The 16,130-nt window shown below is 62.9% G+C and carries 15 protein-coding genes; 11 read left to right on the plus strand and 4 right to left on the minus strand.

Annotation, left to right across the window (positions count from 1 at the left end; all coding sequences use genetic code 11):
* Positions 1 to 145: 145 nt before the first annotated feature.
* The 4 genes from PZL22_RS14175 to PZL22_RS14190 all read right to left on the minus strand — a co-directional run bounded on the left by PZL22_RS14175 (position 146) and on the right by PZL22_RS14190 (position 4,742).
* Positions 146 to 1,579, minus strand: a complete 1,434-nt coding sequence (locus PZL22_RS14175; protein ID WP_004434038.1) for an aldehyde dehydrogenase family protein — start codon at positions 1,577 to 1,579, stop codon at positions 146 to 148.
* A gap of 151 nt (positions 1,580 to 1,730) precedes the next feature.
* Positions 1,731 to 1,880 carry a hypothetical protein gene (locus tag PZL22_RS14180; protein WP_004434041.1) on the minus strand — a complete coding sequence of 50 codons (150 nt, stop codon included), beginning with the start codon at positions 1,878 to 1,880 and terminating at the stop codon, positions 1,731 to 1,733.
* A 184-nt stretch (positions 1,881 to 2,064) separates the two neighbouring features.
* Positions 2,065 to 3,378 carry an NAD(P)/FAD-dependent oxidoreductase gene (locus tag PZL22_RS14185; RefSeq protein ID WP_033048143.1) on the minus strand — a complete coding sequence of 438 codons (1,314 nt, stop codon included), beginning with the start codon at positions 3,376 to 3,378 and terminating at the stop codon, positions 2,065 to 2,067.
* Complete coding sequence (locus PZL22_RS14190) at positions 3,375 to 4,742, minus strand: glutamine synthetase family protein (RefSeq protein WP_004434047.1); 1,368 nt, start codon at positions 4,740 to 4,742, stop codon at positions 3,375 to 3,377. The genes PZL22_RS14185 and PZL22_RS14190 overlap by 4 nt, the downstream gene beginning before the upstream one ends.
* A gap of 123 nt (positions 4,743 to 4,865) precedes the next feature.
* Between PZL22_RS14190 and PZL22_RS14195 the strand changes: the two genes are divergently transcribed.
* From PZL22_RS14195 to PZL22_RS14245, 11 genes are all read left to right on the plus strand, one after another.
* A complete protein-coding gene (locus PZL22_RS14195; RefSeq protein ID WP_004434051.1) occupies positions 4,866 to 5,558 on the plus strand; it encodes a GntR family transcriptional regulator in 693 nt (230 codons plus the stop codon).
* A gap of 262 nt (positions 5,559 to 5,820) precedes the next feature.
* The gene (locus PZL22_RS14200) at positions 5,821 to 6,537 is read left to right on the plus strand and encodes a FadR/GntR family transcriptional regulator (protein ID WP_010969986.1); all 717 of its coding nucleotides are present in this window, start codon (positions 5,821 to 5,823) and stop codon (positions 6,535 to 6,537) included.
* A complete protein-coding gene (locus PZL22_RS14205) occupies positions 6,534 to 7,706 on the plus strand; it encodes a PLP-dependent transferase (RefSeq protein ID WP_004434058.1) in 1,173 nt (390 codons plus the stop codon). The genes PZL22_RS14200 and PZL22_RS14205 overlap by 4 nt, the downstream gene beginning before the upstream one ends.
* A gap of 37 nt (positions 7,707 to 7,743) precedes the next feature.
* Positions 7,744 to 9,006, plus strand: coding sequence for an ABC transporter substrate-binding protein (locus tag PZL22_RS14210; RefSeq protein ID WP_004434060.1), 1,263 nt, complete (start codon positions 7,744 to 7,746; stop codon positions 9,004 to 9,006).
* A 97-nt stretch (positions 9,007 to 9,103) separates the two neighbouring features.
* On the plus strand, positions 9,104 to 10,039 hold the full coding sequence (locus PZL22_RS14215; RefSeq protein ID WP_004434064.1) for a carbohydrate ABC transporter permease: 936 nt from the start codon (positions 9,104 to 9,106) through the stop codon (positions 10,037 to 10,039).
* Between the two features lie 4 nt (positions 10,040 to 10,043).
* Positions 10,044 to 10,877 carry a carbohydrate ABC transporter permease gene (locus PZL22_RS14220; protein ID WP_004434067.1) on the plus strand — a complete coding sequence of 278 codons (834 nt, stop codon included), beginning with the start codon at positions 10,044 to 10,046 and terminating at the stop codon, positions 10,875 to 10,877.
* Between the two features lie 6 nt (positions 10,878 to 10,883).
* Positions 10,884 to 11,951 (plus strand): ABC transporter ATP-binding protein, encoded by a 1,068-nt coding sequence (locus PZL22_RS14225; RefSeq protein WP_004434070.1) that lies wholly within the window; start codon positions 10,884 to 10,886, stop codon positions 11,949 to 11,951.
* A 200-nt stretch (positions 11,952 to 12,151) separates the two neighbouring features.
* On the plus strand, positions 12,152 to 12,538 hold the full coding sequence (locus PZL22_RS14230; RefSeq protein WP_004434074.1) for a c-type cytochrome: 387 nt from the start codon (positions 12,152 to 12,154) through the stop codon (positions 12,536 to 12,538).
* A gap of 137 nt (positions 12,539 to 12,675) precedes the next feature.
* Positions 12,676 to 13,620 carry a cytochrome c oxidase subunit II gene (locus PZL22_RS14235; RefSeq protein WP_004434077.1) on the plus strand — a complete coding sequence of 315 codons (945 nt, stop codon included), beginning with the start codon at positions 12,676 to 12,678 and terminating at the stop codon, positions 13,618 to 13,620.
* Positions 13,621 to 13,653: 33 nt separating this feature from the next.
* On the plus strand, positions 13,654 to 15,435 hold the full coding sequence (gene ctaD / locus PZL22_RS14240) for a cytochrome c oxidase subunit I (protein WP_010969991.1): 1,782 nt from the start codon (positions 13,654 to 13,656) through the stop codon (positions 15,433 to 15,435).
* The gene (locus PZL22_RS14245) at positions 15,432 to 16,130 is read left to right on the plus strand and encodes a cytochrome c oxidase subunit 3 (protein ID WP_107608265.1); all 699 of its coding nucleotides are present in this window, start codon (positions 15,432 to 15,434) and stop codon (positions 16,128 to 16,130) included. The genes ctaD and PZL22_RS14245 overlap by 4 nt, the downstream gene beginning before the upstream one ends.

Raw genomic sequence — 16,130 nt, forward strand, 5'->3', positions numbered from 1 at the left:
GATGTCCGATGGCTGGGAAGCGCGCCGCAGAACCGGCGCGCGGCAAGCCAGCTATCAGAACCGCGCCGCGAGCGACAGCCGAATTCGCCCGATAGGCGAAAAACGACCACACGCGAAAACGTGCGGCCGTGGGAGAGACTATCGGTCAGGCCGCATCCGGCAGGTGAACCGTTTTCACCTCCAGGAAGTCCTCGAGCCCGAACATCCCGCCTTCCCGGCCGTTGCCGGACTGCTTGTAGCCGCCGAAGGGGCTTCCGTAGCGGTGGGGACCGCCGTTGATGTGCACCATGCCGGCCCGGAGGCGCGACGCCACCCGCTCCGCCCTTTCGCGGTCGCGGGTCTGCACATAGGCCGCGAGGCCGTAATTCGTGTCGTTGGCGATCGCGATCGCCTCCTCTTCCGTATCGAAGGGAATGATCGAAAGCACCGGTCCGAACACTTCCTCGCGCGCGATCCGCATGGAATTGTCGACATCGGCGAAGATCGTCGGCTGGACGAAATATCCGGTCTCGAAGCCTTCCGGCTTGCCGGGGCCGCCGGCCAGCAGGGTCGCGCCTTCGGCAACGCCCGCTTCGATCAGTGCCTGCACCCGCTCGAACTGAATATGGCTGACGAGCGGGCCGATATGGGAGCCAACCTTCGTCGGATCGCCGACCCTCGCCTCCATGCCGACGCGCCTGGCGATTTCCACGACCTCGTCATAGGCGCTGCGCTCGACGAGCATACGTGTCGGGGCATCGCAGGACTGGCCGGAATTGTTGAAGCATTCGAGAATGCTGGCGGTCACCCGCTCCTCGATATCGGCATCGGCGAAGACGATGTTCGGCGACTTGCCGCCGAGTTCGAGCGTGACGCGCTTGACCGTATCGGCGGCGTCCTTGCTGACGGCTATACCGGCCCGGGTCGAACCGGTGAAGGACATCATGTCGATGTCCTTGTGCTTCGACAGCGCCGCCCCGGCATGGATGCCGTCACCGTTGACGAGGTTGAAGACGCCGGCCGGGAAGCCCGCCTCCTCGATCATCTCGGCGTAAAGCATGGCGTTCAGCGGCGTGAACTCGCTGGGTTTCAGGACGCAGGTGCAGCCGGTCGCAAGCGCCGGGACGACCTTGAGCGCGATCTGGTTGACCGGCCAGTTCCACGGCGTGATGAGACCGCAGACGCCGATCGGCTCACGCAGGAGCGTGTCGCCATTCGGCAGCTTTTCCCTGAGTTTCAGGCGCTTCAGGGCATCGATGAAGCCCTGCAGATGACCGACGCCCACATCCGCCTGCTGCTCGTGGCTCATCGTTCTGGGCGCACCGAGTTCGGCCGTGATGGTGTCGGCCATTTCATCGTAACGGCGCTTGTATATCGCGAGCAGCTCTTCGAGCAGCGCCAGCCGTTCCTCGACGCTCGTCCGGCTATAGCTTGCGAAGGCCTTCTTGGCGGCTGCAACAGCCCGGTCGACGTCGACCGCGGTGCCGAGCGAGATGACCGCTATCGGCTTCTCGGTCGCCGGATTGAGCACCAGAAGATCGTTCTGCGTGGCCGGCTCAACCCATTTGCCGTCGATGTAGAATTTCCGCTTGTCGAGCATTCGCTCCTCCATCCCGTCTGATTTCCGGCGGCAAGGCTACGACGGCGGCTGCACGCGGACAAGGGCGTAAAAGCGGAAGGGAGCGTGTCGAAGAAACGGCACCGGCCGATGAACGGCTGCAGATGCATGAGCACCTGCAGCCGTTGCGAAATCAGAACGCGCCGATGAGGAGTGCGCAGATGAAAGTGAAGGCTGCAGCCACCGCGATGGCGTGGGTAAAGTGCCTGGCAGTCGGACGACGGGCGGGTCGAGCCCCGTAGACGGTATAGCGGGATTGGGTCATCGCCTTGGTCGCGTTCATTATGTCTCTCCGCTGTTGGGGCGTTGGCCTGTTGCCGTTGTTCTCCTATATTCTTGATCGAATTCCTAGATAATTTTTTCCCACGGATCAAACGAGAAATGAAAATTCGTTTAACCGGCCTGCCAGGCAGTGCGGAATACACGGTTTTCTCAGCGAATCTGATGCCCAGGAGCGATCGCCCCGGCTACCAGCCGACGGCGTCCTTGAGCATGTACCACCACGATCCGACAGTGGAATACTGCGCGCGGAACATCCGTCCGCCGGGGAATGGATACCAGGGCAGCTTCGCGAAGACATCGAAGCGCGACACGTCGCCGTCGATCGCTTCGGCAAGAGTGCGGCCGAAGAGGTGGGAGCCTGTCACGCCATGGCCGCTGTAGCCATGGGCGAAATAGGTATTGCTGCCTATCCGCCCCATTTGCGGCACGCGCGTGAAGGAAAGTGCGAAGTTTCCGCTCCAGGCATAGTCGATCTTCACGCCCTTGAGCCGCGGGAAGACCTTTTCGAGATTTGGCCTGAGTTTTGCCACGACATCCGCCGGGTCGGTACCGCCATAGACGGTGCCGCCACCAAAAATCATCCGCTTGTCGGCGGACAGCCGGAAATAATCGAGAATATAGCGAACGTCCTCCACGCACATGTCGCTCGGGATCAGCGAATGGGCAAGCTCCTCGCCGAGAGGCGCGGTGGTGATCATCTGGGTCGAAACGGGCATGACGCGGGTGGCGAGCTTCGGCACGGCATCGCCGAGATAGGCGTTGCCGCAAAGCACGACGATCCGGGCGGAAACCTCGCCCCCGTCCGTATAAACCGTCGGCCTGGCCGATTCGTGGTCGACACGGGTCACCGGTGACATCTCATAGATCACGCCGCCGAGGTCCTCGAGGGCGCGTGCCTCTCCGAGCACCAGATTGAGCGGATGCATATGGCCGCCGGTGGTGTCGAGCATGCCGCCGCAATAGGCCTCGGAATTGACGAGCTTGCGCAGCGCCTCGCGGTCGAGAAGCTGATGATCGTCCATCCCGTATTTGCGCCAGAGCGCCTGCTTGGCCTCGAGCTCCTTCATGTGGGCTCCGGTATAGGCGGCATAGATATTGCCGGGCTTCAGATCGCAATCGATCCGATACTGGCTGACGAGCCGGCGGATGATCCGTCCGCCTTCCTGCACAAGGCCGCCGATGAAGCGGGCGGCATCCTCGCCGTAGCGGCGCTCGATCGTCGCCAGGCCGGCATTGAGGCCGTTGACGATCTGGCCGCCGTTGCGCCCGGAGGCGCCCCAGCCCACCTGCGCACCCTCGACCACAGTGACCTTGTAGCCCTTTTCGGCGAGATGAATGGCCGTGGACAGGCCCGAATACCCCGCGCCGACGATGCAGATGTCGGTTTCGATCCGGCCTTCCAGCTTGACCGGATTGCGGATGATGTTGCGCGAGGCGGCGTAATAGCTCGCCGGGTAGCTGCCGTCGCCGGCATAGGATTTCTGCTTCCGTGCCATCATACGATTTCCAGGTAGGCGCTGAATTCGTAATCCGTGACCTGCTCGGCGAAGCCGGCTATCTCCTGGCGCTTGCAGGCGATCAGCATGGAGCGAAGCACGGGATCGAAGATCTCGGCGGCGATCGGTCCGGCCTCGAAGGCGTCGACCGCCTGCCCCCAATCGGCAGGTATTTTGGGCAGTTTCTCCGCCGCATAGGCTCGTCCCTCGACAGGCGCCGGCGGCTTCCACTTGTTGCGGATGCCGACGAGCGCGGCGCCGAGGATCGCGGCGATGACGAGATAGGGATTGGCGTCGGCGCCCGCAACGCGGTGCTCGATCCGCCGCGCCGCCGGATTGCCGCCCGGGATGCGGATTGCCGAGGTGCGGTTCTCGTAACCCCAGGAAATCGAGGTCGGCGCATGCGTGTCGGGCCGCAGCCGCCGGTAGGAATTGAAGTGCGGGGCGAACATCAGCGTCGTCTCGGCCATGCCGCGCAGGAGGCCGGCCACCGCATGCTTGAGCACGGCCGATCCCTCGTCGCTGCCGTCGTCGAAGACGTTGTTGCCTTCCTCGTCGAGCAGGCTGAAATGGACGTGCATGCCGTTGCCGGAACGGGTGCCGTAGGGTTTGGCCATGAATGTCGCCGCGAGTCCGTGCTTGCGGGCGACCCCCTTGACGATGCGCTTGAAGAAGATCGCGTCGTCCGCCGCCTTCAGCGGATCGTCGCTGTGCAGCAGATTGATCTCGAACTGGCCGATGCCGTTTTCGGCGATCGCCGCATCGGCCGGCACGTTCTGCCGCGCGCACTCCCTGTAGACGTCGGAGAAGAATTCGCCGAAATCGTCGAGCTCGTCGATCGAAAGGATCGCGTCGGAATCGAGCCGCTTGCCGGTATAGGGCGAGATCGGCGGGACGGCGCTGTCCGGCTCGGGATCGATGAGATAGAATTCCAGCTCCGTCGCCACCACCGGGCGCAGCCCCAGTTCGCGATATTCGCGCATGATCGCCGCTAGCGCCTGGCGCGGATCGGCAAGAAAGGGCCTGCCGTTCTCGACGAACAGCCAGAGCGGAACCAGCGCGCTCGGCCGCGACGTCCAGTTGACCGGCAGGGCCCCTCGTCCCGTGACGCCGCAGATGCCGTCGCGATCGCCGGTCGCAAAGACCTGCGCGCTGCCGATGATGTCCTCACCCCAGACGTCGACGCCGACGATCGAGAGCGGCATGCGGATGCCGCCGCCGAGCACCTTCCTGGCCTGTTCCACCGGCACCCGCTTGCCGCGCATGATGCCGTTCAGGTCGCAGATCACCGCCTGGATACTTTCTATCGGGCCGTTCTGCTCAAGCCAGGACTGGAACACTTCGGGGTCGTCCGCATCGATTGACATATCGCATTTCTTTTTGTGATCACATTCTTCGGAAATTGACATAGTTACAGTTTTGAAGTCAAGCTGCACCGGGTCGGCAGGAACGACTCGTTCCAACGCCTGGATGCGGGAGGAATCGCCGTCTTGAAGACCCTTGCCCTGCCCGCCCTTGATCGGCCGGAAGGTATGACGACCCACGACTATGCCTTTGCGCGTCTCAGGCAGGCGATCATGGTGGGCGCCTTCCGCCCCGGAACCTCCGTCACCATACGCGGGCTCGCAAACGCGCTGGAGAGCAGCCCTACGCCGGTGCGCGAAGCACTGCGTCAGCTGACCTCGATCGGCGCCCTGCAATTTCTGGAGAACCGGCGCATCGTCGTGCCGCGGATCACGCCGGCGCGTTTCGAGGAGCTGATCTCGCTTCGTATCGCGCTTGAAAGCCACGCCGCCCGCAGGGCCGTCGCCCATCTCTCCGACCGGCAGATAGACCGCATCGTCGCGCTGGACGATACGATCGAGGCCGCGATCCTCGCGGGGCAGAAGGCGCAGGCGCTGATCGCCAATCAGCAATTTCACCGTCAGATCTATACGGCCAATCCCGATCAGGTCGCCATGCCGCTCATCGAGAGCCTCTGGCTCCAGCTCGGGCCGATCCTCGGCATTGCCATGGAGCACGTCACGGAATTCTATGTCATCGACCGTCACCGCGAGGCCATCGAGGCCCTGAGAAGGCGTGACGAGGACGCCGTGGCGCAAGCCATCGCCGCGGACATCCGCGAGGGCATCGGCGGCTTCGATCAGCAGGCGATCGGCAAGCTGCTCGCGCTGGCGGGGTAAATGAGCCTCGGATTTGCTCCACCAGGTCTGAACCCCAGATTTGCCCCTCACCCTAACCCTCTCCCCGCTTGCGGGGAGAGGGGACGAGTCCGTTTTTGACCCATTGAGACTGAGGCGGAACACAAGGGTGTCCCCTCTCCCCGCGCGCGGGGAGAGGGCTAGGGTGAGGGGCAAAATTGCGGCTTATCTGCCCCTTGACCACCTCTCCTATTCCCAGCATATTGCTCAGATGTCAGACCAATTCTGGTCTTGGGAGAACCGGATGCCCCTGCGGGATAGAGCGATGCTCCTGCCCCTGCCGCCCGCAGACCGGGCGCAGCAGGTGATATCCGCTCTTGCCGATTTCATTCAAAGATCGGGGCTGAACCCCGGGGACCGGCTGCCGGCCGAGCGGGAACTGATGGCAGCGCTCGCCGTCGGCCGCTCCACCATTCGTGAGGTGCTGAGCCACTTCCAGGCGCTCGGCGTCGTCGAGGCGCGTAAGGGCAGCGGCACCTATCTCCTGCGCGCCATTTCCAACGCGACCATCCATATGCCGCTGGCGCTCGACACCGAGCACCTTCGCGACGCGCTTCTGCAGACGCTCGAAGTGCGGCGCGGCATCGAGGTCGAGGCCGGCATGGTCGCATCCCGGCGCCGCACGGAGGCCGACCTCGTCAACATCGAAACGAAGCTCGATGAGATGGAGCGGGTCCATCTCGCCAAGGGAACGTCCGGCCCGGAAGACCTCGCCTTCCATCTTGCGATCTACGACGCGACCCACAATCCGCTCTTCAAACAACTGCTCGAGCAGATGCGCGAGGCCTTCGAACGCTTCTGGGACGAGCCCTTCGACCGTTCGGATTTCGCCAGGCGCTCCTTTCCCTTTCACCGGACGCTCTTCGACGCAATCGCGGCGCAGGACGCCGAGGCCGCCCGCGCGGAAACGCTGAAGATCCTCGCGGTCGTCGAGGAAGACATCAAGGAAATGTCCAAATGAACAACGGTCTCGATCCGTTCGAGAGAGCCTCCCTTATCGTCGCGCATGACGAGAGCAACGCTTTCGACGCCGTCGTACCGCCGATCGTGCAGACCTCGCTCTTCACCTTCAAGGACTATGACGAGATGGTCGCCTCCTATCGGGGAGAGCGCGTGCGGCCCATCTACACCCGCGGCCTCAATCCGACGGTCAGGCATTTCGAGGAGATGCTGGCGAAGCTCGAAGGCGCCGAGGACGCCATCGGTTTCGCAAGCGGCATGTCGGCGATCTCCTCCACAGTCCTCTCCTTCGTCGAGCCGGGCGACCGCATCGTCGCCGTGAAGCATGTCTATCCCGATGCGTTCCGACTCTTCGGCACGCATCTTAAGCGCATGCGTGTCGAGGTCACCTATGTCGACGGGCGCGACGAAGAGGCGGTTGCCAAGGCGCTTCCCGGCGCAAAGCTCTTCTACATGGAAAGCCCGACCAGCTGGGTGATGGACACGCACGATGTCGCAGCGCTTGCGGCTCTTGCACGCCGGCAGGGGATCGTCACGGTCATCGACAACAGCTGGGCGAGCCCGGTGTTTCAGCAGCCGGTCTCGCTCGGCGTCGACCTCGTCATTCACTCCGCATCGAAATATCTTGGTGGCCATAGCGATGTCGTCGCCGGCGTCGTCGCCGGGTCGGGCGAGCTGATCGGCCGCATCCGTTCGGAAGCCTATCCCTATCTCGGCGGCAAGCTTTCGCCCTTCGACGCCTGGCTGCTGATCCGGGGCATGCGCACGCTGCCGGTGCGGATGAAGGCACATGAGCGGTCGGCGCTCGCGGTCGCCCGCCGCCTGGCCGAGCATCCGCTGGTGGAAACCGTCTGCCACCCGGGCCTCGGCAACCATCTGCCTCCCGGTCTCTCCGGCACCTCCGGGCTCTTCTCCTTCATCTTCCGCGAAGGCGTCGACGTGCGCCGATTCGCCGATCACCTGAAACTGTTCAAGCTCGGCGTCTCCTGGGGCGGCCACGAAAGCCTCATCGTGCCGGGCGAAGTCGTTCTGGCGCAGAAAGCCGAGCCCAATTCCGCGGCAGCCTTCGGCATTTCACCGCGGTCGGTACGGCTCCATGTCGGCCTGGAGGGAACGGAGGCCCTCTGGAGCGATCTCGAAGCGGCGATGACAGCCGCTTCGTCAGGCTGACGAACACGCAACCAGCGAGAACAAAGGGAACGATAAAATGAGGAAACTGATCACAGCCACCCTGCTTGCCACGCTGATGGCCGGCAGCGCCCTTGCCGATACGAAGCTGAAGCTCGTCGAGGTCATCACCAGTCCCGAGCGCACCGAAACGCTGAAGTCGATCGTCGCCAAGTTCGAACAGGCGAATCCCGGTACGACCGTCGAGATCATTTCGCTGCCCTGGGGCGAAGCCTTCCAGAAATTCGCGACCATGGTCTCGGCCGGCGAAATCCCCGACGTCATGGAGATGCCGGACACCTGGCTGTCGCTCTACGCCAATAACGGCATGCTCGAAAGCCTCGAGCCCTATCTCGAAAAGTGGGAGCACACGCCCGGCCTCACCGAGCGCGCGCTCGAACTCGGCCGCGATGTCAACGACACCGCCTATATGCTGCCCTACGGCTTCTATCTCCGGGCGATGTTCTACAACAAGAAGCTGCTCTCCGAAGCGGGCGTCGCCGAGCCGCCGAAGACGATGGACGACTTCGTCAAGGCTTCCGAGGCGGTCTCCAAGCTGCCGGGCAAATCGGGCTATTGCCTGCGCGGCGGTCCGGGCGGCCTCAACGGCTGGGTGATGTTCGGCGCGACCATGGCCGGCGACAACAAGTTCTTCAACGAGGACGGCACCTCGACGATGAACAGCGAAGGCTGGATCAAGGGCCTCACCTGGGTCATCGACCTCTACAAGAACGGCCTCGCCCCCAAGGACAGCGTCAACTGGGGCTTCAACGAGATCGTCGCCGGCTTCTACAGCGGCACCTGCGCCTTCCTCGACCAGGATCCGGACGCGTTGATCGCGATCGCCCAGCGCATGAAGCCGGAGGATTTCGGCGTGACCACCATGCCCAAGGGGCCGAGCGGCAAGGCCTTTACCACGATCGGCTTTGCCGGCTGGTCGATTCTTGCCGCCAGCCAGAACAAGGACCTCTCCTGGAAGCTGATCGAAACGCTGGAGGGCCCGGAAGGCAATATCGAGTGGAACAAGCGCACCGGCGCGCTGCCCGTCCATAAGTCGGCCGAGAAGGACCCCTTCTATGCGAGCCCGCAGTTCAAGGGCTGGTTCGACGAACTCGCCGACAAGGACGTCGTGCTGACGGTCATGCCGACCTATCTCGAAGAATTCGCCTTCTTCAAGGATTCGCTCGCCATCAAGACGACCCAGGAGGCCCTGCTCGGCGACATCACGCCGGAAGAGCTCGCCAACCAATGGGCCGACTACCTGACCAAGGCGCAGCAGAAATACCTCGCAAACAAGAAGTAACGCAGGCACCGGCGGCGGTCAGCCGCCGCCGGTCGTCCGACGCAGGAAAAGGCACGCCGATCGATAACGGCGGTCAAAAAAGGGGAAATTTCGATCGATGGCCTATGCCGCACGCCATGACGGCCTGCCCGCAACCCGTCCGCCGCTGATGAAGCGGATCGCCGACGCCTCTGCGCCTTATCTCTATACCGCTCCGGCGCTCATCCTGATCGTTACGGTCATGCTCGTGCCTCTGGTGCTCGGCATCTCCTACGCCTTCCGCGATATCCAGCTGCTCAACCCCTTCTCCGGCGGTTTCGTCGGCCTCGATCACTTCCGTGCGCTCGCCCAGGACCAGGCCTTCTTCCGATCGCTGCGCAACACGCTCTGGTGGACGGGCGCCTCGGTCTTCCTGCAATTCGCCTTCGGCCTCATACTGGCGCTCCTGCTCGACAAACCGTTCCATGGCCGCGCGATCGCGCAGGCGCTCGTCTTCCTGCCCTGGGCGGTGCCGAGTTTCCTGGCCGGCCTCAACTGGGCCTGGCTCTTCAACCCCGTCGTCGGCCCGCTGCCGCACTGGCTCTTCGCCCTCGGCATCATGAGCCAGCCGACCAACATCCTGTCCGATCCCCAGCTTGCCATGTGGGGACCGATCGTCGCCAATATCTGGTGGGGCATTCCCTTCTTCGCGATCACCCTGCTCGCAGCACTCCAGGCGATCCCGCGCGACCTCTACGAGGCGGCGAGCATAGACGGGGCCGGCCCGCTGCAGCGTTTCCTTTCGATCACGCTTCCCTTCCTGGCGCCGACGATCGCGATCACCATTCTGCTGCGCACGGTCTGGATCTCCAATTTCGCCGATCTCATCATCGTCATGACCAATGGCGGACCGGCGGACCGAACCCAGATCGTCGCAAGCTACATCTTCACCCAGGCGTTCAAACGGTTGGATTTCGGCTATGCCTCGGCGATCGCGCTGGTGCTGCTGGCGCTGCTCCTCGCCTATTCATTGCTGATCGTGATCCTCAGGCAGTGGCTCCTGAGCAAGGATTGAAACCATGCGCGCCAAGCAAGCATTTCTGACCATTGCCCATCGCCTGGCGATCCTCGCTTATATCGCCTTCGCGCTCTTCCCGCTCTTCTGGCTGCTCAAGGTCGCCGTCACGCCGAACGATCTCCTCTATTCGGAGGGCATTCGTCTCTGGCCGTCGCGGGCGAGCCTCGAACACTTCGACTTCGTGCTGCGGCACAGCGCCTTCCCGGTGTTCTTCCGCAACAGCCTGATCGTTTCCGGGTCGACCGCCGTCATCGTCACCATCCTCGCCTCGCTCTCCGGCTACGCGCTCTCGCGCTTCCGGTTCCGCGGCAAATACTGGCTGGTCACGCTGATGCTGCTGACGCAGATGTTTCCCCTGGTGATGCTGGTCGCGCCGATCTTCAAGATACTCTCGCCGCTGGGGCTGACCAACAGCCTCACCGGGCTCGCCGTCGTCTACACCGCCTTCAACGTTCCCTTCGCGACATTCCTGATGCAGTCCTTCTTCGATGGCATTCCGAAGGACCTGGAAGAGGCGGCAATGATCGACGGCGCGACGCAGTTCGTCGCTTTCCGCCAGATCATCCTGCCGCTGACCCTGCCCGGGATCGCCGCCACCCTCGGCTTCGTCTTCACCGCCGCCTGGAGCGAACTGCTCTTCTCGCTGATGCTGATCTCCGGCAACGCGCAGGCGACCTTCCCGGTCGGGCTCCTGTCCTTCGTTTCGAAATTCTCGGTCGACTTCGGGCAGATGATGGCCGCCGGCGTGCTGGCGCTGATACCGGCCTGCCTCTTCTTCCTCCTCATTCAACGCTATCTCGTCCAGGGCCTCACGGCCGGCGCGGTGAAAGGCTGATACGCAATGGCTTCCATCGACATCGCCAACATCAAGAAGTCCTACGGTACCCACCCGGTGCTGCACGACGTCGACCTCAAGATCAGCGACGGCGAATTCGTCGTGCTCGTCGGTCCCTCCGGCTGCGGCAAGTCGACCCTTCTGCGCATGATCGCCGGGCTTGAGAGCGTGACCGGCGGCGAGATCCGCATCGCCGGCAGGCGGGTCAACGAACTCGCCCCGAAGGACCGCGACATCGCCATGGTGTTCCAGTCCTATGCGCTCTACCCGCATATGTCGGTCGCCAGGAACATGAGCTACAGCCTGAGGCTCCGCAAGACGGCCAAGGACAGGATAACGACGGTCGTTGCGGGCGCCGCTGCCAAGCTCGGCCTCGACCCGTTGCTCGACCGCCGCCCCAAGGCGCTCTCCGGCGGCCAGCGCCAGCGCGTCGCCATGGGCCGCGCCATCGTGCGCCAGCCGAAGGCGTTTCTCTTCGACGAACCGCTCTCCAACCTCGATGCGCGCCTGCGCGAGCAGATGCGCGCCGAGATCAAGAAACTGCACAAGGATCTCGGCGCCACCTCCATCTATGTGACGCACGATCAGATCGAGGCGATGACGCTCGCAGACCGGATCGTCGCCATGAATGGCGGCGTGGTCCAGCAGGTCGGAAGCCCGCTCGATCTTTACGACCGTCCTGCCAACCTTTTCGTCGCCGGCTTCATCGGCTCGCCGGGCATGAATTTCTTCGAGGGTGCCTACCACGCGGGCGACGCGCCGCGCTTCGAGATGTCGGATGAGATCGGCATTCCGCTCGACGCGGCCGCGCCCGTTTCGAATAACTCAAAGGTGACGCTCGGCATCCGTCCCGAACATGTCGTGCTTGCCGGCCACGGCCCGGAGACGCTGCTTGCCGGCGTCGACCTGGTCGAGCCGACCGGCTTCGGCATCATCCTGCATCTCTCGCTCGGGCGGGCGACCTTCAAGGTCTTCACCAACGACCGATCCTTCCTGACGGCGTCCGGCACGATCCCCGTCCACTTCCCCGCTCACCACCTGCATTTCTTCGATGCGGAGGGCAAACGCGTCTGACGCAAGCCCCGAATGGCGGCCCAGCAGGTTCAGGCTTACCTAGAAGGAGCAATTGACTTCTCTACGGCATGGACTAGCTTCTTTCCTGTCGCACGTATCAACCGCCCCGGCGCACCATTCCTTAAGAGAAGCAAGCACCGCCAAAGCAGATTTGACGATAGCCTTCCTTGCCCCGCGCCGGGCGAAATTGAGGAAGTATCATGCGAATTGCACTTGCTGCCCTGTCTTTTTCGGCACTCTCGCTCTGTCCGGTCGCCGGGCTCGCCCAAGAGGGCGATGCCGAGGCCGGCGCCACCGTCTTCAAGAAATGCGCCACCTGTCACGTGATCGACAAGGACCAGAACAAGGTCGGCCCTTCGCTGCAAGGCGTCATCGGCCGGACGGCCGGCACCCATGCTGACTTCAAATATTCGCAAGCCATGATCGATGCGGGCAAGGGTGGCCTCGTCTGGGACGACGCGACGCTGGCCGAATATCTCCGTAATCCCAGGGCCAAGGTCAAAGGCACCAAGATGGTATTCCCCGGCCTCAAGAAGGACGAGGAGATTGCCAATGTGATCGCCTACCTGAAGCAGCATCCCAAATAGGAATACTTGCGGGAAGTGAGAATTCGATCTCTTCCCGATGATTTGCCAGTATTTTCCGTTCGTGCAATAATTGTGATTGGAACTCTGCGGATTTAAGTATTCGTCTCACGGCCGATCACGGCGGGGAGGGACAGGGAATGGCCGTGGTAGTGATTCTGGTTCTGCTGGCCGTCGGCTCAGTGTTGTTCCATTTGCTTAGTCCTTGGTGGTGGACCCCGATCGCCTCCAATTGGAATTACATCGACAATACCATCACCATAACCTTCTGGATCACCGGCATCGCCTTCACCGCCGTGGTCCTGTTCATGGCCTATTGCGTCCTGCGCTTCCGCCACCGCCCGGGCAATACCGCCGCCTACGAGCCGGAGAACAGGCGGCTCGAAGGCTGGCTCGCGACCGGCACGACCTTCGGGGTCGCGGCGATGCTGGCGCCGGGCCTCTTCGTCTGGAACCAGTTCGTCACCGTCCCGCAGGATGCGTCCGAAGTGGAGGTGATCGGCCAGCAATGGCTGTGGAGCTTCCGGCTGCCCGGCGCGGACGGTAAGCTGGGCACGACGGAAACGCGCGATATCGCCCCCGAAAACACCCTCGGGGTCAATCGGGACGACGCCGCCGGGCAGGACGACATTATCATCGAAGGCGGGGAGCTTCATCTGCCGGTCGGCAAGCCGGTCAAGATGCTGCTCCGGTCGGTCGACGTCCTGCACGATTTCTACGTCCCCGAATTCCGCGCCAAGATGGATATGGTGCCCGGCATGATCACCTATTTCTGGTTGACGCCGACGCGGACCGGAACCTTCGAGATACTCTGCGCCGAGCTCTGCGGCGTCGGCCACCCGCAGATGCGCGGTACCGTCGTGGTCGACACCGAGGAAGACTACCAGGCCTGGCTCGCCGAGCAGCAGACCTTTTCGCAACTGTCCGCATCATCGGAAACAAGAGCAGTTCCAGGAAAAGTGTGTAGCGGTTTTCCGTCCGGAATTGCGACCGAACAAGGAACCGGAGCATTCGCGCTTTTCAAAGAAGAGCGAGAATGCTTCGGCCCGGCGGCGACCACGGTCGCCGCCTCAGCGGCGCAGTAGGAGGCGCCGTGAAGTAGCCCCTGGGGAGGAGATATGATGGTCGACGTCCGGTCCGGTATTGGCGAGGCACTTCCGCCTCCCGAAGTCGAGGATGTTGAGCTTTATCATCCGCATAGCTGGTGGACGCGCTATGTCTTCAGCCAGGATGCCAAAATCATCGCCATTCAATACAGCATGACCGCGATCGCCATCGGCATGGTGGCGCTGGTGCTGTCCTGGCTGATCCGGCTGCAACTCGGTTTTCCCGGCACATTCGAGCTGATCGATGCCGAGCGTTACTACCAGTTCATCACCATGCACGGCATGATCATGGTGATCTATCTGCTCACTGCCCTCTTCCTCGGCGGCTTCGGCAACTATCTGATCCCGCTGATGGTCGGCGCGCGCGACATGGTGTTTCCCTACGCCAACATGCTGAGCTACTGGATCTATCTGCTCGCCGTGATCGTCCTGGCCGCAAGCTTCTTCACGCCCGGAGGACCGACCGGTGCCGGCTGGACGCTCTATCCGCCGCAGGCGGTACTTTCCGGCACGCCCGGAGGCCGGGACTGGGGCATCATCATGATGCTCTCCTCGCTGATCATCTTCGTCATCGGCTTCACCATGGGTGGCCTCAACTATGTCGTGACCGTGCTGCAGGGCCGCGCGCGCGGCATGACGCTGATGCGGCTGCCGCTGACCGTCTGGGGCATCTTCACCGCGACGGTGATGGCGCTGCTTGCCTTCCCTGCCCTTTTCGTCGCCTGCGTCATGATGCTCTTCGACCGGCTGCTCGGCACGAGCTTCTTCATGCCGGCCATCGTCGAAATGGGCGAGCAGCTGCAATATGGCGGCGGCAGCCCGATCCTCTTCCAGCACCTGTTCTGGTTCTTCGGCCACCCCGAAGTCTACATCGTCGCCCTGCCCGCCTTCGGCATCGTCTCCGATCTCATCAGCACCCATGCCCGCAAGAACATCTTCGGCTACCGCATGATGGTCTGGGCGATCGTCATCATCGGCGGCCTCTCCTTCATCGTCTGGGCGCACCACATGTATGTGAGCGGCATGAACCCGTATTTCGGCTTCTTCTTCGCCACGACCACGCTGATCATCGCGGTGCCGACGGCGATCAAGGTCTATAACTGGGTCCTCACCCTCTGGCGCGGCAACATCCATCTGACCCTGCCGATGCTCTTCGCCCTCGCCTTCATCGTCACCTTCGTCAATGGCGGACTGACGGGCCTCTTTCTCGGCAATGTCGTCGTCGACGTGCCGCTCTCCGATACGATGTTCGTCGTCGCGCATTTCCACATGGTCATGGGCGTGGCGCCGATCATGGTGATCTTCGGCGCTATCTATCACTGGTATCCGAAGATCACCGGGCGCATGCTCAACGAGGCGATGGGCCAGATCCATTTCTGGGTCACCTTCATCGGCGCCTACGCCATCTTCTTTCCGATGCATTATCTCGGCCTCATCGGCGTCCCGCGCCGCTATCACGAGCTCGGCGAAGCGTCTTTCGTGACGACCTCGATCGCGGAGCTTAACGCCTTCATCAGCGTCATGGCGCTTCTCGTCGGCGCTGCGCAGATCGTGTTTCTCTTCAATCTCGCCTGGAGCCTGCGCCATGGCCGGGAGGCCGGGGGCAATCCCTGGCGAGCGACGACGCTCGAATGGCAGACGCCCGAGACGCCGCCGCCTCACGGCAACTGGGGCAATGAACTGCCCGTCGTCTATCGCTGGGCCTATGACTACAGCGTCCCCGGCGCGCCGGAAGATTTCATCCCGCAGAACCAGCCGACGCCCGGCCGCCTCAGTCACGAGACCGTCTCATGAGCATCGTCGCTTTCTTTCTGGCGGCGATCGCCGCCATCATCGCCTGGTGGCTCGCAGGGCAGCGCCTGACATCGCGCCCTTGGCTCGAGGTCGGTCACTTCCACGACCGCCGGGGCGCAACACGTTTGCCGCCGGCAAAAATCGGCCTCGGCGTATTTCTCGCCGTCGTCGGCGCGCTGTTTTCACTTGCGATCAGCGCCTATTTCATGCGGATGGCGTCATCCGACTGGGGCGCGCTGCCTTTGCCCGGCCTTCTCTGGCTCAATACGGGCATCCTCGCCGCCGGCAGCATCACCCTGCACTGGACAAAGGTTGAGGCAGAGCGGCGGAACGACGAGGCAGCCCGGATCGGCCTCCTGGCGGCGCTCGCCCTTGGCCTCGCTTTCCTCGTGGGTCAGCTCTTCGCCTGGCGTGCGCTGTCGGACGCCGGATATTTCCTAGCCGGAAATCCGGCCAACAGCTTCTTCTATCTGCTTACGGGCATGCACGGCCTGCACATCATCGGGGGGCTTTTCGCTCTCGGCCGGGTAACCGCACATGCCTCGCAAACACCGCTCGGCAACAGAACGCGCCTGTCGATCGAGCTTTGCGCCATCTACTGGCATTTCATGCTGATTGTCTGGCTGGTTCTCTTCGCTCTCTTTGCCGGCTGGGCCAGCGGCGTGATCGAGTTCTGCCGCCAACTGCTGACATAG

Origin of the sequence: Ensifer meliloti (genome assembly GCF_030064585.1) — a bacterium.
GTDB lineage: Bacteria > Pseudomonadota > Alphaproteobacteria > Rhizobiales > Rhizobiaceae > Sinorhizobium > Sinorhizobium meliloti.